The following is an 18,462-nucleotide window of genomic DNA, read 5'->3' as shown; positions in this document are numbered from 1 at the left end:
GCCTTACCTGCTTAGCCGCGACCGATAAACGGCATCTTGGTCGCCATCACCGTCATGAATTGCACGTTGGCATCCAGCGGCAGGCTATCCATATACAGCACTGCCTTGGCGACATGCGCCACATCCATGGTTGGCTCAACCTGGGTCGAGCCATCGGCCTGCAGGATTCCTTTCTTCATCAACTCGGTCATATCGGTCGACGCATTGCCGATATCAATCTGACCACAAGCAATATCGTAGCGCCGTCCATCCAGCGAAGTCGATTTGGTAAGCCCGGTAATGGCATGCTTGGTCGCCGTATAGGCTGCCGAGAATGGCCGCGGCACATGCGCGGAAATCGAACCGTTGTTGATGATGCGACCACCATGCGGCGATTGCTGCTTCATGATACGGAAGGCCGCCTGCGTGCATAGAAAAGCGCCCGTCAGGTTAATGTCGACCGCTGCCTTCCAATGTTCGAGACTGAGCTCCTCAATTGAGGTCGGCGGCGCAAATACACCGGCATTATTGAACAACAGATCAAGTCGTCCGAAATGCGAAGCGGTCTCCTCAAACAAGCTGCTTACTGAAGCAGGATCACTGACATCGGCGGTAACAACCAGCGCATTCGCGCCGAACTCAGCGGCCGCCTGTACAGTATCGTCAAGCGCAGCACGACGCCGGCCGGCGAGTGCAACGCCATAGCCATCGCGCAATAGCGCCAGTGCAATATGGCGACCAATGCCAGAGCCGGCGCCGGTGACCAATGCAATGCGTTTCGGTGCTGCCATCTACTCTTCTCCTTGAGCTGGTTTCCGTGAGCCAGATTCAGTGAACTTGACGTCCCGCAGAAGGTTTTACTATACCAGCAGCACCTGTGATACTCGATACTAAACAGTGCTTGGCAAGGGTTTATCCAGATCAATACCAAGCGTAACAGCCGCCTGCTGCCAGTGCGCAGCATCACCCGGCCAGACTTCGGTCACGGCCGTGTAGGCAATCCAGCGCGCGTCCACTTCAAAGAAATCGCGCAGATTGGCACGCGTATCACTACGACCAAAACCATCGGTCCCGAGCGTGACAAACGTTGCCGGCACGTAGGCGCGAATACTCTCTGGCAGACTGCGTACATAGTCACTCACCGCAATGACCGGTGCCGTACTCTGCTCCAGTTGGCTACGCACGTATGCTGGTGCGTGGCTGCCTGGCATCAGACGATTGGCGCGATCTGCCGCAATGCCATCGCGTGCCAGCTCGGTGAAGCTGGTGACACTCCAGACTTCAGCGCAGATACCAAAATTCGACTGCAACAGTTGTGCTGCCGCCAGTGCTTCCTTGAGCAAGGGGCCCGCTGCCAGCAGACGTACCTGCGCAGCTGCTTGTGTTTGCAGGCAGTACATGCCGCGCAGAACACCTTCGCGCAACTGTGGATCACCCGGCAGATTGGGCTGGATTTCGTTTTCGTTGGTAACGGTCAGGTAATAGAAGACATCTTCATTACGTTCCAGCATGCGGCGCATGCCCTCATCGACGATGATCGCCAGTTCATAGGCATAGGCAGGATCATAGGCAACGCAATTGGGGATGCCGGCGGCCATGATGTGACTGCTGCCATCCTGATGCTGCAAGCCTTCACCACCAAGCGTGGTGCGCCCTGAGGTGGCACCGATCAGGAAACCCCGGGCACGTTGATCCGCAGCGGCCCAGATCAGGTCACCGATGCGCTGGAAGCCAAACATCGAGTAATAAATGTAGAACGGCAGCATCGGCAAACCATGCACGGCATAACTGGTCGCTGCTGCGGTCCAGGAAGAGATTGCACCGGCTTCAGTGATTCCCTCCTCCAGAATCTGTCCGTCTTTGGCTTCGCGATAATAGAGGATGGAACCGATATCCTCCGGTTCGTACAACTGCCCTTGCGAAGAGTAAATACCAACCTGCCGGAACAGATTGGCCATGCCAAAGGTACGCGCTTCATCAGCGACGATAGGCACGACATGGCTACCCAGCGCCGGATCCTTGAGCAGGCTGCCAAGTATCCGTACCAGTGCCATGGTGCTGGACATTTCACGCCCCTGAGCCTCCAGTGCGAAGCGCGCATGGGTCTCCAGCGGCGGCACCGTCAGCGGCTGATGAGTGGTCGTGCGACGTGGCATATAACCGCCCAGCGCCGCACGTCGCGCCAGCAGGTGGCGCATCTCGGCGCTGTCAGCGGCAGGCTTGTAGAAAGCCAGATTGGTACATTGCTCATCGCTCAGCGGTAATTTGAAACGATTACGGAATGCAATCAAGGCGTCTTCATCGAGCTTCTTTTGCTGGTGCGTAGTCATCTTTCCTTCCCCTGCAGCGCCCATACCGTAACCCTTTTTGGTCTGCGCCAGAATCACGGTCGGCTGACCTTGATGACCGGCAGCGGCATGATAAGCGGCATGAATTTTCTTCATGTCGTGACCACCGCGCCGCAGCCGGTTAATCTCTTCGTCGGTCAGGGTAGCGGCAATCTTGCGCGTAGCCGCATTCTGTCCAAAGAAATGCTCGCGGTTGAAGGCCCCATCATTGGCAGCAAAAGTCTGCAACTGGCCATCTACCGTGCGATTGAGAGCATCCATCAAAGCGCCATCGGCGTCGCGTGCAAACAGGCTGTCCCAGTCGGAGCCCCAGAGCAGCTTGATGACATTCCAGCCAGCACCTGCAAACAGGGTTTCCAGCTCATCGACAATATGACCGTTGCCACGCACCGGACCATCGAGTCGCTGCAGGTTGCAGTTGACCACGAAGATCAGATTGTCGAGTTTTTCACGTGCAGCCAGGCTGAGTGCCGCCAATGACTCAGGTTCATCCATTTCACCATCACCAAACACGCCCCACACCTTGCGTCCCTGGTCCGGCAACAAACCCCGATGCTCCAGATAGCGCAGGAAGCGTGCCTGATAAATCGCATTGATCGGACCAATGCCCATGGACCCGGTAGGAAACTGCCAGAAATTGGGCATCAGCCAGGGATGCGGATAGGAAGACAACCCTTGTTGCCCGCGTTTTTTTGCTTCAATCTCGCGTCGATAAAAATCCAGATCCTGTTCGCTCAGGGCACCTTCGAGGAAAGCCCGTGCATAAATACCCGGTGCAGAATGCGGCTGAAAGTAGACCAGATCGCCCGCAAAGCCACCCTCGGTTTGCTGATCGCGCGCACGGAAAAAATGATTGAAACCAACCTCAAACAGATCCGCTGCCGACGCATAGCTGGCGATGTGACCGCCCAGTTCGCCATAGGCGCGGTTGGCGCGCACTACCATCGCCAGCGCATTCCAGCGCATGATTGACGCCAGATGCTCTTCCATGACCTGAGCGTCAGAACCGCCAGGGAATGGTGGCTCCTGCTCAACGCGTACCGTGTTGATATAGGGCGTATTACGTGCATCACGCCAGTTGACACCCCATTGCTGGGCCGCCGCGCTCAGACGTGACAGCAGGAAACGCGCCCGTTCAGGGCCGACTTCCTGCAACACGCTTTGCAGCGCTTGCAGCCATTCTTGGGTCTCTTGTGCATCGAGATCAATCTCTTGTCCAATGCCTGCGCTGGATGACATAGCCACGTTCTCCTTCTATTTTTTTGATCGACATACTTTACGCCCGATCCTCAGGAATGGGTCACTGAAAGCAGGTCAGCAAACACGTTTGTGGAGAAGGAAATACGTCAAAATAGAGCTCTGGAAGAACAAAATCCTGCGGCGTTGGATGGCATGTCGTCAAACGAGATAATAGGAGTACAAAAAAAAGCGGTCTGCAATAAATTGCAAACCGCTTAAAGTGCGCCGATGCTCGTCACATCGGCTGTAAGGCCTTGCTTGCGCACACTGCACCTCACTCGCTCACCCCACTACACAAACTTGCCGTACTGCATTACCGGTAATTCACTTGAAACTGTTGATGAGTGAATTGTCTGCCACAGCTCGGCTTGTCGATATAGGAGTTTTCCTGATATGTGAACATGCAACTACAGCGCTTCATTTCCATAGGGAAATTTTGAGAGGATACGCCTCACAACGCCAGGTAGGCTTGTTGTACGGCAGGTTCGTTCAACAATTGCTGCATCGATCCCTGATAGCGCAAATGGCCACTTTCAATCACACAGGCACGATCACTGACCAGCGCCGCAAAATGCAGGTTCTGCTCCGACAGCAATACAGCCATACCAGCGCGTTTCAATTGCAAGATCATTTCAGCCATCTGCTCGACGATGACCGGCGCAACCCCTTCGGAGGGTTCATCCAGCAGGATCAGATAGGGGTTGCCCATCAGGCTGCGGGCTACCGTCAGCATCTGCTGCTCGCCACCACTCATCTGCCCGCCTGGACGACGCGGCATGTCGCCCAGAGTGGGGAACAGGGCAAACAGCTTTTCTGGCGTCCAGTGCACGGCATCAACACGCACTGGCTGACGCCCGAGGTCGAGATTTTGTACGACACTGAGTTCGGTAAAGATCCGACGGTCCTCAGGAACATAAGCCATTCCGAGACGGGCAATCTGGTGCGCCTTGAGCCGTCCGATGTCCTGATCACGGAAGATGATCTGCCCTTGTGACCCTGCCAGCAAACCCATGATGGCTTTCATGGTGGTCGATTTTCCCGCACCGTTACGCCCGAGCAAGGCCACCACTTCGCCACGCTGCACCTCGAGATTCAGATCAAAGAGTACCTGTGCCCGGCCATAAAACGCATGCAGGGCTCGAACCTGCAACAATGGGGCTGCAAGATGCTTATTCATAGGTCGCCTGCTGCGGCAAATGTTTTACCACTGCCAAAATATACCTGCTGCACCAGCGGATCCCGGCGGATGGTCTCTCCGTCACCACTGGCAATCTGCTTGCCACGCGCCAGCACCACCATGTGATCGGCGAAGGCAAACACGACATCCATGCTGTGCTCGGTAAACAGCACCGCCAGTTCGCGCTCGTCGACCAGTCGACGGGTCAATGCCATCAAGGCATGACGCTCGGCAGTGGCCATGCCGGCGGTCGGTTCGTCCATCAACAGCAGACGCGGCCGATGCGCCAATGCCATCGCTAGTTCAAGTCGTTTGACATCGCCATAGGCCAATGCACTGCTAGCTCTGCCGGCCTGTTCAGCCATACCAACCTCGCCCAGCAGCAACATGGCCTCGTCGCGTGCTGCGGCATAGACCGCAGCAGTGGCAGCAGGTCGCCACAGATGCCAACTCTTGCGCTGATGCGACAACAGCGCGGTCAATACATTCTCCAGCACGGTCATGCTGCCGAATGTCGTGGCGACCTGAAAGGTGCGACCAACGCCCAGCCCCCAGATCTGCCTCGGCGAAAGCCCAGCAATGTTCCGGCCCGCCAGCAAGACCTCGCCGGCATCAGCACGGGTCTGACCATTGATGATATTGAAACAGGTCGACTTGCCAGCGCCATTGGGCCCAAGCAAGGCCAGTAACTGACCGGCAGGCAGGTCGAAAGAAACATCGTCGAGCGCCTGAACACCTCCATAAGATTTTTTGAGATGGCGCAATTGCAGCAGGCTAGGCTGAGGTTGCTGAAGTTGCGGAGTTTCTTGATTCATGACGTCTCCCGCCTGATAGCGCGCTGAAATAGTCTGGTGAAACCACCCGCCAGCCCGTCCGGAAACAGCATGACCAGCGCCAGTATCGTCAGCCCTAGCAATGCACGCCAATAATCGGTCTCGCGCGCAATCAGATCCTGCAACCAGGTAAATAATGCGGCACCGACAACTGGCCCCAGCAGACTTTGTACGCCGCCCAGCATGACCATCACAAGACCATCGACTGAACGCCCGATGCTCACTGCATCAGGGGAAATGCTGCCCTTTGAGAAAGCAAACAAGGCCCCTGCCAGACCACACACCGCACCAGCCAGAATGAATGCCAGCCATTGCGTGCGCCGCCCGTCAATGCCAATTGTCTCGGCCCGCATCGCGGCGTCACGCGTTGCACGCAGTGCTAAGCCGAACGGTGCAAACACGACGCGTCGCAGTAGCAGCACACCCGCTACGCTCATGCCCAGCGCCAGATAGTAGAACACCACTGGTGAGGCGGCCCAATCATCCGGCCAGATACCGATCAAGCCATTGCTGCCACCGGTCACGTCATCCCACTGAAAAACGACAGCCCAGGTGATCTGGGCAAACGCGAGCGTCAACATCGCCAGATACACACCTGACAAGCGCACGCAGAACCAGCCAAATAATAGGGCTGCCAGTGCGCCAAACAGCGGCCCCATTGCCAACGCGACCAGCATTGGCTGATGTAGCCGGATCAACAGCAGCGCAGCAGCGTAAGCGCCCGCGCCAAAATACGCCGCGTGACCAAACGAATGCATGCCACCGGGCCCCATGATGAAGTGCAGGCTGACCGCGAACAGAATGGCAATCAGGATTTCTACCAGTAATACCGTCAGATAAGGAAACTGCGGCGACAACAAGGGTGCGGCGATCAACAGTAGCAGCAACAGCACGCCACCATGGCACTGCCAGCGGCTTGCTGCATGCAAGGGTGGATCAAGATCAACCCGGCTGCGTTGCGTTGACTGCGGCTTGCCACATAATCCCCAGGGGCGCCAGACTAGAACAATGGCCATCACCAGAAACTCCACCACCAGAGTCAGCTTGGAAAATACGATCGTGGTGTCTCCCAGTGTCACTGTCCCAAGAGCAACGCACAGTGCCTTGACTCCAGCAATCAGCAGCGCCGCCAGAAACGCACCATTGAGCGAACCCATACCACCCACCACCACGACCACGAAAGCATTGCCGATCGTATCCAGATCCAGCGACAGCGTGGCCGGTACACGCGGCGACTGCAACGCGCCACCAAGCCCAGCCAGCAAGCATCCGAGCGCAAACACACTGGTAAACAGCCAGGCCTGATTGACACCCAATGCCGCCAGCATTTCCCGGTCCTGGGTTGCCGCCCGGATCAGCGTTCCCCAGCGCGTGCGATTGAGCAGGAGCGACATCAGGGCCAGAATCAATGGTCCGATGACAATCAAGAGCAGATCATATTGCCCCAGCCGCTGTCCGGCGATCATTACCGCCCCGGCCAAGCCCGGCGCACGTGGCCCAAACAGATCTTCGGCCCCCCATAACCACAGGCTCGCATCTTTGATCACCAGCACGAGCGCAAAGGTCGCCAGTAACTGCAGTAACTCCGGTGCACCATACAAGCGTCGCAATATCAATACCTCTACCACTGCCCCTAACACAGCCACGGTGAGCGCTGCCAACCCAATCGCGCCCCAGAAACCCCACGGGCCGCCACCAAGGTGCGCGACCAGGGTATAGGCCAGATAAATGCCCAGCATGTGAAACGAGCCATGGGCAAAATTGACGATCCGCGTCACACCAAAAATCAGCGACAGACCTGCCGCCACGAGAAATAGCGTAGAGGCCTCGGCGAGACCATTCATCAGTTGAGCGAGGAGACTCGATAGTGTCATGGGAACAATGCTGGCCATCACGGCCGTGAGCGCGTCTGCGCGAACAGAGCGAAGTATACCGGGGGTACTGTCATTACGTGTTAGGCAATGCACGCATTCAGTCAGGGTAGTAGTTTGTATACCCGTATCGTTACCTGCCTTGTTAGTGGTTGCACGGCTGTCTATGATCGGCAGCAGACATTACTTCAGGAAATCTGCTCATGAACATTGCCATCTTGCCGGGCGACGGCATCGGTCCGGAAATTGTGCGTCAGGCGGTACGCGTACTCGACGTTTTCAAACAGGAAGGATTACCGATCACATTGGAAGAAGCATCCATCGGTGGCGCTGCCTACGACCAGCATGGCAGCCCTTATCCGCCGCAGACACGCCAGTTGTGCCAACAGGCCGATGCGATTTTGCTGGGTGCAGTAGGCGGGCCACAATACGACCAGTTGCCACGTCCAATGCGCCCCGAAAGTGGCTTGCTGGCGATCCGGCAGGACCTCGCGCTGTTTGCCAACCTGAGGCCGGCGGTATTGTTTCCGGAGCTCATTGATGCTTCGCCGCTGAAAGCCGAGATCGTCAGGGATCTCGACATCATGCTCATCCGTGAGCAGGTCGGCGATGTTTATTTCGGCCAGCCGCGCGCGATCGGTCGGCATGACGATGGCCAACGGCATGCCTTCAATACCATGTGCTACAGCGAATCGGAGATCAGCCGGATTGCCCATTTTGCCTTCCGCTTTGCTGCTAGCCGGCCACGCAAGTCACTGTGTTCGGTCGACAAGGCCAATGTGCTGGAAACCAGTGAGCTGTGGCGCACCATATTTACCGAGGTTGGTCTGCACTATCCGGATGTGACGCTTACGCATCTCTACGTTGATAACGTGGCCATGCAACTGGTACGTGACCCGCGTCAGTTTGATGTCATCGTGACCGCCAATCTGTTCGGCGACATCCTTTCAGACGAGGCAGCCATGCTGACTGGCTCCATCGGCATGCTGGCGACGGCATCACTCAACGAGCGTGGACAAGGCCTGTATGAGCCGGGGCATGGATCGGCACCAACGATTGCTGGCAAGGACATGGCCAATCCGCTGGCAACGATCATGTCGGTTGCCATGATGCTGCGGCACAGTCTTGGTCAGAAAAACGCGGCGCAGCGAATCGAATCCGCCGTCCGACAGGTACTGAAAAACGGCTGGCGTACGGCGGATATTGCCAGCAAGGGTGACAACATCATCTCCTGTTCGCGGATGGGCGATCTGGTGCTGGAGGTATTACACTAACGATTTTTCAGCCATCAGCATCAGTCATGGATATTCGCCAGTTAGCCCCTTCCGAATTGCCGGCCCTGCTGGCCTTGTATGCGCAACTGCATCCCGCCGATGCGCCTTTGCCGCCGATGGCAGAACTGCAAGCAATCTGGCAGGAGTTACTGAACAATCCCCGTCATCGCACATGGGGAGTCTATGTCGATGACGCGCTGGTCGCTACCTGCAATATCACCATTATCCCCAACCTGACGCGCGGTGGTAGTCCATTTGGCTTGATTGAGAACGTCGTCACCGATCATGACCATCGTGGTCACGGCTATGGCAAGGCCGTGCTACAGGCAGCGGTGGCTTTTGGTTTGTCACAGGGCTGCTACAAGGTCATGCTGGCAACCAGCCGCAAGGACCCTGGCACGACCGCGTTCTATGTCGCGGCAGGATTTGATTGTCACGACAAGAACGCTTTCGTCATCCGCGCGCCTGCCGCGGTATGAATCAAGTCGCCAACCACCCTCCTGCTAGCGCACTGAGCAGTACGACCAGCCATGGTGGGCATTTCCACCAGACCAGCAACAGCAAGGCAAGTAAGCCTAGACAAAAATCAGTGGGCGTATGGATGGCACTGGTCCAGACCGGTTGATAGAAAGCACTCACCAGGATGCCGAGCACAGCGGCGTTGACACCCAGCATGGCACGTCGCATCCTGAGTGCATGCCGCAGTGAGTGCCACCATGGCATGGCCGCAGCCACCAGCAAAAAACCCGGTAGAAAAATGGCCAGCGTCGCCATTAGCGCACCCAGCCAGCTATTGGGATTCTGCGTCGACATCGCGCCGAGATAGGCGGCAAACGTAAACAACGGCCCCGGAACAGCTTGCACGGCACCATAACCAGCCAGGAAGTTATCGTTGGAAACCCAGCCGGGCGGCACAACCAGTGCCTGCAACAACGGCAAGACCACATGTCCGCCGCCAAACACCAGGGCACCACTTCGATAGAAGCCGCTCATCAGATGCAGCAAATAGCTACCTGACTTCTCCGCCACTACCGGCAATAACGCCAGTAACACCAGAAACAACAACAGGTAGAGCAGGCCAACAAATCGCCCATGCATTCGGTCGGATGGCACCACCGCCCGCTCCTCGGAGGATGGCGATCGTATCGATGTATCAAGCAGGAGGATGCCTGCTCCTGCGGCCAACATGATCACCACAATCTGTGCCGATGGTGACGGCATGACGGTGACCATCACCGCGGCGGCAACTGCAATGCTGGCACGCCGGGCATCGGGCGCCATGCTCTTGCCCATGCCCCACAATGCCTGTGCCACCACCGCGACTGCGACAATCTTAAGGCCATGCAGCCAGCCACTTCCCCAGTGTGCGGCGACGTCGTGCAGTCCCAGTGCAAAAAGCACCAGTAGCAATGCCGATGGCAGGGTGAATCCAGCAAAGCTGACCATCGCCCCGGCTATTCCGGCACGCTGCATACCGATGGCCATGCCGACCTGGCTACTGGCAGGACCAGGCAGAAACTGGCATAGCGCGACCATGTCGCTATAGGCCTGTTCATCGAACCAGCGGCGCGTGACCACGAATTCCTGACGGAAGTAGCCAAGATGCGCGACTGGTCCGCCAAACGACGTGCAACCCAGCTTGAGAAAGATGAAGAAGAGCCGAGCCAGCTCGTCAATTTGACTGCAGCGTGTCATACGCGAAATACCTCTCTGCGGTGGCCGAACCGGCCTTTTGTTTTGGGAGTAATATCATCGCCGAGACCTGATGACAGGTTCGCCGACACGCTGGTTTGACGATCGGCTAATAACAATACACCAATAAAAAAAAGGGAGACAACACATGAAAGCAAAACATGTCCTCAGCGCGCTGGCCTGGTTGGCACTGATCGCCTGTGGCAATGCAGTGCGCGCACAAGACAGAATGCCGTTACCGCCGATAGATCAGCTTACCGATGCACAACGGCAGGCAGCACAAGAGATCATCAACGGCCCGCGAAAAGCCTTGTATGGTCCCTTCATCCCCTTGATACGCAGTCCGGAATTAATGGATCGCTCCTCGAAGATGGGAGAATATCTGCGTTACAAGAGCGCCATTGGCAACCAACTCTCGGAGCTGGTGATTCTGATCGTGGCACGTCACTGGACGCAGCAGGTCGAGTGGTATCTGCATGAGCCGATCGCGCTGAAAGTCGGTATCAACCCCGAGGTCATTGCTGCTATTGCAGATGGACGTACGCCAGATGGTCTGAGTGAAGACCAAAAAATCGTGTATGACTTTTCGATGGAAATCAACACTAACAAAAGTGTCTCCGATGAGACCTACGCGCGTGCCCTAAAGCGTTTCGGTGACAAGGGCATCATCGACATGCTGGGAATCAATGGTTACTACAATTTCCTGGCAATCATCATGAATGGTACGCGCACAGAAAATCCCGATCAGGCGGTAGAACCACTCAAACCATTCGTCCGATAAGTTCTCTGACATCATGACCAGCACGTCTACTTCTACTTCCGCCACTCTGACTACGGCCACCAGTCCCGATCCCCGTGCCGGGCGCCGTCGTGCCTTGCTGGCAGCTTGTAGCGCACATGCCATTCACGATGGGATGACCGATCTGATTTACGTGCTTTTGCCAATCTGGCAGTCACAGTTTGGTATCAGCTACGCCTTGGTTGGCCTGTTACGCGGCTCCTATTCGGGCACGATGGCAGGCTTTCAGTTGCTCGCCAGCAGAATGGCCCGACGCTGGGGCCGCGAGCGTCTGCTGGTCGGCGGCACTGCATTGGTCGGGCTAGCTTACCTGAGCGTCGCCCATGCTTCCGGACTGTCGTGGCTACTGGTAGCGCTGGTACTGGGTGGTCTCGGTGCGAGTACACAACATCCGCTGGCATCGTCGCTGGTCACCGACAGCCACGAGGCAGGTGGTGGTGTCAAAGAGGCGCTGGCGCAGTACAACTTTGCCGGCGATATCGGCAAGACCTTGATCCCCGGACTGGTGGGTCTGTTGCTGGTGGTTGTCAGCTGGCAAGCCAGCGTCACGCTAATCGGCTTGATGGGTCTGGTTGCCGCCGCGCTGCTGTGGTGGCTGATTCCTGCGCAGTTACGCGGTGACGCGCATTTAGGGGAGCAAAAACGCAAGACTAGCGCGGGTAGTGGTTCCGTCTCCGGTCTACGTGCGTTGCTCTTCACCGGCACGCTCGACAGCGCCGCCCGTATGGGATTTTTAACCTTCCTGCCTTTTTTGCTTAAGGACAAAGGTGCAGGCACTGCAGGTATCGGCATTGCCTTGTCGCTGCTCTTTGTCGGTGGCGCATTCGGCAAGCTGTCTTGCGGCTATCTGGGAGCGCGCATCGGCATGATGAAAACGGTGTGGGTGACCGAATCAGCGACGTCATTGCTGATCGTATTGTCATTGTGGCTGCCCCTGTGGGGCTTGATGGCAATGCTACCCTTGCTCGGGCTGGCACTCAATGGGACCTCTTCAGTGCTCTACGGCGTGGTTCCTGAGCTGGCGGAAAGCGGAAAGCGAGAACAGGCGTTCGCGCTTTTCTATACAGGGACCATCGGTGGCGGCGCATTGTCACCGGTCCTGTTCGGTCGCCTGGGTGACCTTGCAGGCATCCCCTCGGCCCTGATCTGCCTGGCTGTACTGCTGTTACTGACCCTGCCGTCATCATGGAAAGTTCAGCAAAGCCTAGACAGTTAGGCCACCAGATCTCGCCCTGTTTCTTCGCACCTCAGACAGCAAGCCGCTTGCGGTTACTGTGCCCTGGGAGAACCGGTGCCGCCCGCGGTACGCTGGCTACATCGCCAATCAGTTTGAAGATACTGACCGCCTGCGACAGCCTGCTGCTTTGCTCCGCCAGACTTGCCGCTGCCGCCGCAGCTTCTTCTACCAAGGCAGCATTTTGCTGGGTCACCTGATCCATTTGGGTGACTGCATCATTGACTTGATTGATCCCGGTACTTTGCTCACTCGATGCGGCAGAAATTTCGCTGATGATGTTGCTCACCAGCTTCACCGAAGAGACTACCTCGCTCATGGTGGAGCCGGCTTGCGTCACCAGTTTCACACCATTGTCGACTTTGGTCACTGAGACATCAATGAGCTCCTTGATCTCTTTTGCCGCTGTTGCAGAACGCTGTGCAAGGCTACGCACCTCCGTAGCTACAACCGCAAATCCACGTCCCTGCTCACCCGCACGGGCCGCTTCCACCGCGGCGTTAAGCGCCAGAATATTGGTCTGGAAGGCTATCCCGTCAATGATGCCAATGATGTCCACAATACGCCTGGCTGAATCACTGATTTCACCCATGGTGGTCGTTACCCGACTGACGACTTCACCACCAGTGACTGCGATCCCTGACGCCGAACTGGCTGAGTGTCGTGCCTGCGATGCATTGTCGGCATTCTGCTTCACGGTTGAGGCCAGTTGTTCCATGCTGGCTGCGGTTTGCTGCAGGCTGGAGGCCTGCGCCTCGGTTCGGCCTGACAGATCCATGTTGCCACGTGCGATCTCTTTGGTGGAGACCTGAATCGAATCCACGTTGTTACGCACATCACCGATGATGGCAACCAGGTTCACCGTCATTTGCTGCAATGCGCGCAAGAGCTGACCGGTATCGTCATTGCGTGTGGTTTCAAACTTGCTGGTCAGATCGCCACCGGCGATCGAGCGCGCGACATCTGTAGCTACCCTGAGTGGCTCAATAATCGACGACTGTAGCGAATACCAGGCCCATGCTGCCAGGAACATCCCCAACAATGCAGCCCCACTAGCCCATACCTTGAGGCTCGCATCGCTCGCCAATGCAGACAGGCAAAACCCTGCCAGGCTGGTGAACAACAATATCAGTGCCCCCATGATCAAGCTGATACGTCGCGACAGTGACATCTCACCAAGCTTGCGCAAGCGCGTGACCACCCCGGTGCTGACAACCGCGCCCTGTTCAATGGCCAATCCCTGCGCCTTACCTTCCCGGAACAGGCGATATACCTTGCTGGCTTGCTCAACTTGTTGACGGGACGGTTTGGTACGCACCGACATGTAGCCCACTGCTTTGCCGTTTTCGCGTATCGGCGTCACATTGGCCTGTACCCAATAGTTGTCGCCGTTCTTGCAGCGATTCTTGACCAGCCCGGTCCAGGGAATGCCAGCTTTCAGCGTGCGCCACATGTCAGCAAACGCCTCGACCGGCATATCCGGGTGACGGACAATATTTTGCGGTTGCCCCAGCACTTCCTCCTCAGAAAAACCGCTGATCTCGAGAAAGTAAGGATTGATGTACAAGATGTTGCCTTGCAGATCCGTCTTTGAAACAATCGACTGCCCATCCTTGAATTGCTGTTCGACATTCGTGACAGGTAAATTTGTACGCATGACAAGCCTCGCTCTCGCTGAATACCATCAGGTTTTCGTGCCAGGAACGGAACTGTCGATATGAGCTCCGTCATGCTTTGTATCATAGAAACAAAAAACCCTAAGAATAATAGGGTTTTTCCTGAGTGCTCAAAAAACGACAGGCACGAGAATCCTGCGGGGCATGTCAGGCCTGACAACAAAGGGTCAAGGCAAGCTTGCGACGAACTCACGAATCAAGCGTGTCACTTCCTCTGGTGACTCCAGCATCGACAAGTGACCGGTACCCGGCACAACATGCAAACGCGCATGAGTAACCCGTGACAGTAGCTCCCGTTGCAGTAAATCAACGCTATCAACCCGGTCCGCTTCCCCGGCAATCACGATCGTCGGCACCTTGATTGCCGCAACCTGCGAGGTGATATCTTCCAGACTGGTCGATTGCGGCCAGGCGACTTTCGCTTGTGTAGCGCCGCGCAGGCTGTCCTGTATGACCTGCTCACGATCCGCCGGCGACAATGGCTTGGCTGTCAACACGTGGTTAATGGACATCTCGACGTTGATGCGCGTTGTGTAAGCATCGGTCATCATTGCGCGCGCTTCGGGCGGCATGGACAAGGGTTGTGGTGGCGATGGCGCGACCAGCACCAGACCAGCAAGACCAGCAGGTTGTTGTGCTGCCAGTAATTGGGCGACCTTGCCGCCCATGGAGTGCCCAACCAATACATAACGGCGCAGATTCAGCGCATCGATCACACCTTGTGCGTCGGCAGCAAGATCGGCGAGTCCATACCCCTCTTCAGGTGCATCAGATTGCCCCCAGCCACGATGATCCATACAAATGGTCCGGTATGCGTCCGACAATGCATGCGTCACATGATGCCAGGTACGGGTCGAGCCACCCCAGTAATGCAGGAACACCAGTGGCAAATCGCCTTGCCCCTGTTCTTCTACAAAAATACGAATACCGTTTGATGCGATTTTCATGTCGTTTCTCCTTGAGTGAATGCGCACCGGCATGACAACAATTGGTCTTGCCAGGGCAGGAGAGAACAATAAACCTTGTACTCAAAATTGATAATCCACCATGTATTATCATCAGTTGATAACCATTAGATCGAATAGGAGCTCAACATGGATCGTCTGACCAGTATGGCCGTCTTTGTTGCTGCCGCTGAAGAGGGAAGCCTCAGTAGCGCGGCCCGGCGCTTTGGTCTGTCAGCATCGATGGCCGGGAAACATGTTTCAGCAATCGAAACCGAGCTGAAAGTACGCTTGATGCAACGAAGCACACGTCAACTCCGCCTGACCGATGCCGGGCAAACGTATCTGGCACGTTGCAAACGCATCCTTGAAGAACTTGACGATGCCAATCGTGAGGCCAGCGCAACGCAGCAGGCAGTGCGTGGCGTATTACGCGTGGCGGCACCACTGACCTTTGGCGCGTTGCATCTGGGCAACGTCACGGCCAGCTACCTTGCCAGCTATCCGGAGGTGAATGTAGAGATGTTGCTCAGCGACCGTTACGTCGACTTACTGGCGGAGGGAATTGACGTCGCCATACGTATTGGTCGGCTACAGGATTCGGATCTGGTCGCCCGGCGTCTGGCACCCTGCCGTATGGTGTTTTGCGCAGCGCCCCGGTTTTGTGAGCAGCATGGCACACCACGCGACATGGACGCGCTGCGCCACGCACCACGCCTGGTATTCAGTGATGTGGTATCGGACGGCGACTGGACTCTGGTGGCTCCCGACGGCAGAACCGGGCGCATTGATGGTCCGGTGCGCATGTCGTCCAATAACATGCAAATGCTGCTGGCTACGGCATTGGCGGGCGGCGGTATCGCTTACGGCCCGAGTTTCGTGTTTGGTGAGCACATTGCCCGTGGCGAACTGATCCAGCTGCTTCCCGATCACCGCAATGCAGATTTGGCCATTCATGCGGTCTACCCTTCAAAACGCCATGTCTCGCTCAAACTGCGTAGCTTCATTACTCATCTGGCCGAGGGTTTTGGCGACACGCCCTCCTGGGATCTGGCGTTGCCATCGCAACTGCCAGTCCGGTAATTGACGTGCCACCGCGGATAAAGCCCGTCTACGGTTGTGCCAACAGATTCTTGATGGTCATTTCGGTCTGCGAGTACTGACCTTCGCCAAAATGGGTGTAGACCACTTGTCCCTTTTTATCGATCAGATACAACGCTGGCCAGTACTGATTGTTGTAGGCACTCCAGGTGGCATAGCGATTGTCCTGAGCAACCGGGTAAGTCAAGTCAAAGCGTTTGATGGCAGCCTTGACGTTATCGGTATTGCGTTCAAAAGGAAATTCAGGCGTATGCACACCGATCACCACCAGCCCCTGATCCTTGTACTTTTGATGCCAGGCTTTGACGTAGGGCAAGGTATTGATGCAATTGATACACGTATAGGTCCAGAAATCGACCAGCACTACCTTGCCACGCAATTGCGCCATACTTAACGGTTCACTGTTGAGCCATTTGTCGATACCAACGAATTCCGGCGCCGCAACGCTCTTGTTAAATATCCCTGCAAAAGCCGGGGTGGCCCCAGTAGTGGTCGTAGCCGCAAGCAGAACGCTCACTACAGTCAGCATCTTTAATCGAGAGAACATGATGTATTCCTTTACAGAGAATGGGAAGAAAACAGGGAGGACAACCAGACCGTGACCAGCACATCGTATTGCAAATAAATGGCACATGCGGTCACGATCACCAGCACACCAAACAGTTGTTGCAGACGCTCGCTATAGCGCGCGATGACACGTACCTGGCTGCTCATGTATTGGCCGCCGTACAGAATGGCAAGCATGGCAAGCGCCGCACCAATCGCATACATCAGCAAGAGCAGGCTCGACCAGCCAAGGTCTTGCGCCTTGACCACCAGCACCAGAATGGAAGCCAGAACCGGGCCGGCACAGGGAGTCCATACGGCACCCAGCGACATGCCAAGGATGAATCCCCCGGTGCTGCCCGGACGTGGTTCCGGAGACACCGATCCCAGTCGCTGCAGCGGTATCCGCAATTGGGCTACCAGCCATTCATAAGGGCGCGGCCACAGACGCAACAGCCCAGTGAGCGCCAACAAGGCAATGGCGATGTTACGCAAGAACTCCTGTGCTATATGGATACTGCTGGAAACAGCACCAAGCAACATGGCAAAAGCAGAGAAACTCAAAATGAAGCCAGCAATAATAAATAATGGCCGTGTACGACTGGGCGCCTCTCCAGAAGGGCTGATCGCCGTGCCCAGTAATATTGGCAGCACGGGCAGCACACAGGGTGAGGCAATGGTCAACAGCCCGGCCAGCAAAGCTAAGGGTGTTTCGATAAGGTTATGCATAACGTCATTCCATCAAGAGTTGGTTTGACGGTATTGGAATCCACAAAGGTATCTGGCTTGTGTCAACAATGTGATTGCAATGCACTATTTCTGGTGCGGGTATGCCGGATACAGTTGGACATAAATTCCAGCGCGATTTGTCTTATAAAGCCTTCATTACCATCGTCCCGATAGGGAGAAAACACAATGAAGAATGAATTGCTCAAGGGATCCGCCCAATGTGACTCGACCACTCTGCGCGCCGCAGGCGGCAAGAGACTCCTGAACCGCCTGCTGGCGATCCTTGCCTTTGTGGCAGGTGGCCTTGTCACAGAGTTGAGCAGGCCGGTGTATTGCACGCTGCTCAACGTAACCAATGCTGCGCCAGCGCGCAAACATGGGCACAACCGTAGGCGCAACAGCAAAGATGCCTGATTGGGCATGCTGTCGTCGTGCGCTCGCCTGACTGCCATCACCCAAGACAAACTGACAAGGTCTATCAATATTTGGCATAAAATTGGCATTTACTGCCAACCAGAGCCATCATGGACGATAAAGACAGACAAATCATCGCAGCGCTACAAGCCGATGGCCGCTTAAGTAATCAGGAATTGTCGGAACGGGTCAACCTGTCGCCCTCCCCCTGTCTGCGCCGCCTGCGCATGCTGGAAGAGTCGCAGGTCATCCGTGGCTACACCGCCATCATTGACGAAGAAGCCTATGGATTGCCAATCACAGCGTTTGTGCGCGTACGTCTGCAGCGTCATAGCGCCGAAGGCGTGAAGGATTTCGAAGCGGCGATTCAGACAATTGACGCCATTCTCGATTGCTACGTCATGACCGGCAGCGACGACTATCTGCTGCGCGTGGTGGTAGAGAGCCTCAAGGACTATGAACAATTCGTGCGCTCCCGACTGCATCGCATTGCTGGCATCGCCTCCATCGACACCAGCTTTGCCTATGGCGTAGTGAAACGCGCGGCCGTTTTCCCTAAAATCCGGAGCAAGTAGCCAGCGTGCCGGCGTCCGGATGTGCGCTATT

Annotated in this window: 17 protein-coding genes; 7 read left to right on the top strand and 10 right to left on the bottom strand. The window is 56.2% G+C overall.

Translation table 11 applies throughout. The features are described from left to right. Positions 1 to 11 precede the first annotated feature (11 nt). The 5 genes from FHW66_RS09660 to FHW66_RS09640 form a co-directional block, all read right to left on the bottom strand. Positions 12 to 770 carry an SDR family oxidoreductase gene (locus FHW66_RS09660; RefSeq protein WP_183379565.1) on the bottom strand — a complete coding sequence of 253 codons (759 nt, stop codon included), beginning with the start codon at positions 768 to 770 and terminating at the stop codon, positions 12 to 14. A 99-nt stretch (positions 771 to 869) separates the two neighbouring features. After that, entirely contained in the window at positions 870 to 3,566 is a 2,697-nt protein-coding gene (mdeB, locus tag FHW66_RS09655) for an alpha-ketoglutarate dehydrogenase (protein WP_183379564.1), read from the bottom strand. Positions 3,567 to 4,017: 451 nt separating this feature from the next. After that, positions 4,018 to 4,743, bottom strand: a complete 726-nt coding sequence (locus FHW66_RS09650) for an ABC transporter ATP-binding protein (RefSeq protein ID WP_183379563.1) — start codon at positions 4,741 to 4,743, stop codon at positions 4,018 to 4,020. Next, positions 4,740 to 5,558: an ABC transporter ATP-binding protein gene (locus FHW66_RS09645; RefSeq protein WP_183379562.1), complete on the bottom strand. Its 819-nt coding sequence runs from the start codon at positions 5,556 to 5,558 to the stop codon at positions 4,740 to 4,742. The genes FHW66_RS09650 and FHW66_RS09645 overlap by 4 nt, the downstream gene beginning before the upstream one ends. Further along, entirely contained in the window at positions 5,555 to 7,450 is a 1,896-nt protein-coding gene (locus tag FHW66_RS09640; protein ID WP_183379561.1) for an ABC transporter permease, read from the bottom strand. Before FHW66_RS09640 ends, FHW66_RS09645 begins: the two co-directional genes overlap by 4 nt. A 194-nt stretch (positions 7,451 to 7,644) precedes the next feature. On the opposite strand from FHW66_RS09640, the gene leuB reads away from it, so the two are divergent. Both leuB and FHW66_RS09630 read left to right on the top strand, forming a co-directional pair. Beyond that, positions 7,645 to 8,721: a 3-isopropylmalate dehydrogenase gene (gene leuB, locus FHW66_RS09635; RefSeq protein ID WP_183379652.1), complete on the top strand. Its 1,077-nt coding sequence runs from the start codon at positions 7,645 to 7,647 to the stop codon at positions 8,719 to 8,721. 26 nt (positions 8,722 to 8,747) lie between these two features. After that, positions 8,748 to 9,200, top strand: coding sequence for a GNAT family N-acetyltransferase (locus FHW66_RS09630; protein ID WP_183379560.1), 453 nt, complete (start codon positions 8,748 to 8,750; stop codon positions 9,198 to 9,200). A gap of 1 nt (position 9,201) precedes the next feature. Here the strand turns inward: FHW66_RS09630 and chrA are convergent, their stop codons facing one another. Further along, positions 9,202 to 10,416, bottom strand: a complete 1,215-nt coding sequence (gene chrA / locus FHW66_RS09625; RefSeq protein ID WP_183379559.1) for a chromate efflux transporter — start codon at positions 10,414 to 10,416, stop codon at positions 9,202 to 9,204. 145 nt (positions 10,417 to 10,561) lie between these two features. Here chrA and FHW66_RS09620 point away from each other — a divergent pair, with 145 nt between their 5' ends. Together FHW66_RS09620 and FHW66_RS09615 are read left to right on the top strand one after the other, a co-directional pair. Continuing rightward, positions 10,562 to 11,194, top strand: a complete 633-nt coding sequence (locus FHW66_RS09620; RefSeq protein WP_183379558.1) for a carboxymuconolactone decarboxylase family protein — start codon at positions 10,562 to 10,564, stop codon at positions 11,192 to 11,194. A gap of 13 nt (positions 11,195 to 11,207) precedes the next feature. Continuing rightward, positions 11,208 to 12,428 carry an MFS transporter gene (locus FHW66_RS09615; protein ID WP_183379557.1) on the top strand — a complete coding sequence of 407 codons (1,221 nt, stop codon included), beginning with the start codon at positions 11,208 to 11,210 and terminating at the stop codon, positions 12,426 to 12,428. A 31-nt stretch (positions 12,429 to 12,459) separates the two neighbouring features. On the opposite strand, the gene FHW66_RS09610 is transcribed toward FHW66_RS09615, so the two are convergent. Both FHW66_RS09610 and FHW66_RS09605 read right to left on the bottom strand, forming a co-directional pair. Beyond that, positions 12,460 to 14,103 (bottom strand): methyl-accepting chemotaxis protein, encoded by a 1,644-nt coding sequence (locus FHW66_RS09610; RefSeq protein ID WP_183379556.1) that lies wholly within the window; start codon positions 14,101 to 14,103, stop codon positions 12,460 to 12,462. 186 nt (positions 14,104 to 14,289) lie between these two features. Next, positions 14,290 to 15,069 (bottom strand): alpha/beta fold hydrolase, encoded by a 780-nt coding sequence (locus FHW66_RS09605; RefSeq protein WP_183379555.1) that lies wholly within the window; start codon positions 15,067 to 15,069, stop codon positions 14,290 to 14,292. 147 nt (positions 15,070 to 15,216) lie between these two features. On the opposite strand from FHW66_RS09605, the gene FHW66_RS09600 reads away from it, so the two are divergent. After that, on the top strand, positions 15,217 to 16,149 hold the full coding sequence (locus tag FHW66_RS09600; RefSeq protein WP_183379554.1) for a LysR family transcriptional regulator: 933 nt from the start codon (positions 15,217 to 15,219) through the stop codon (positions 16,147 to 16,149). Positions 16,150 to 16,177: 28 nt separating this feature from the next. On the opposite strand, the gene FHW66_RS09595 is transcribed toward FHW66_RS09600, so the two are convergent. Continuing rightward, positions 16,178 to 16,714, bottom strand: a complete 537-nt coding sequence (locus FHW66_RS09595; protein WP_183379553.1) for a thioredoxin family protein — start codon at positions 16,712 to 16,714, stop codon at positions 16,178 to 16,180. 11 nt (positions 16,715 to 16,725) lie between these two features. Then, positions 16,726 to 17,442, bottom strand: a complete 717-nt coding sequence (locus tag FHW66_RS09590; RefSeq protein ID WP_183379552.1) for a cytochrome c biogenesis CcdA family protein — start codon at positions 17,440 to 17,442, stop codon at positions 16,726 to 16,728. 186 nt (positions 17,443 to 17,628) lie between these two features. On the opposite strand from FHW66_RS09590, the gene FHW66_RS09585 reads away from it, so the two are divergent. Both FHW66_RS09585 and FHW66_RS09580 read left to right on the top strand, forming a co-directional pair. Continuing rightward, positions 17,629 to 17,856: a hypothetical protein gene (locus tag FHW66_RS09585; protein WP_183379662.1), complete on the top strand. Its 228-nt coding sequence runs from the start codon at positions 17,629 to 17,631 to the stop codon at positions 17,854 to 17,856. Positions 17,857 to 17,966: 110 nt separating this feature from the next. Beyond that, entirely contained in the window at positions 17,967 to 18,431 is a 465-nt protein-coding gene (locus FHW66_RS09580; RefSeq protein ID WP_183379551.1) for an Lrp/AsnC family transcriptional regulator, read from the top strand. The last annotated feature ends 31 nt before the right edge of the window (positions 18,432 to 18,462 follow it).

It is taken from the genome of Herbaspirillum sp. Sphag64, from assembly GCF_014192645.1.
Lineage (GTDB): Bacteria > Pseudomonadota > Gammaproteobacteria > Burkholderiales > Burkholderiaceae_D > Herbaspirillum.
The sequence above is the reverse complement of the archived record's forward strand: the minus strand, read 5'-3'. Positions and strand labels throughout refer to the sequence as shown.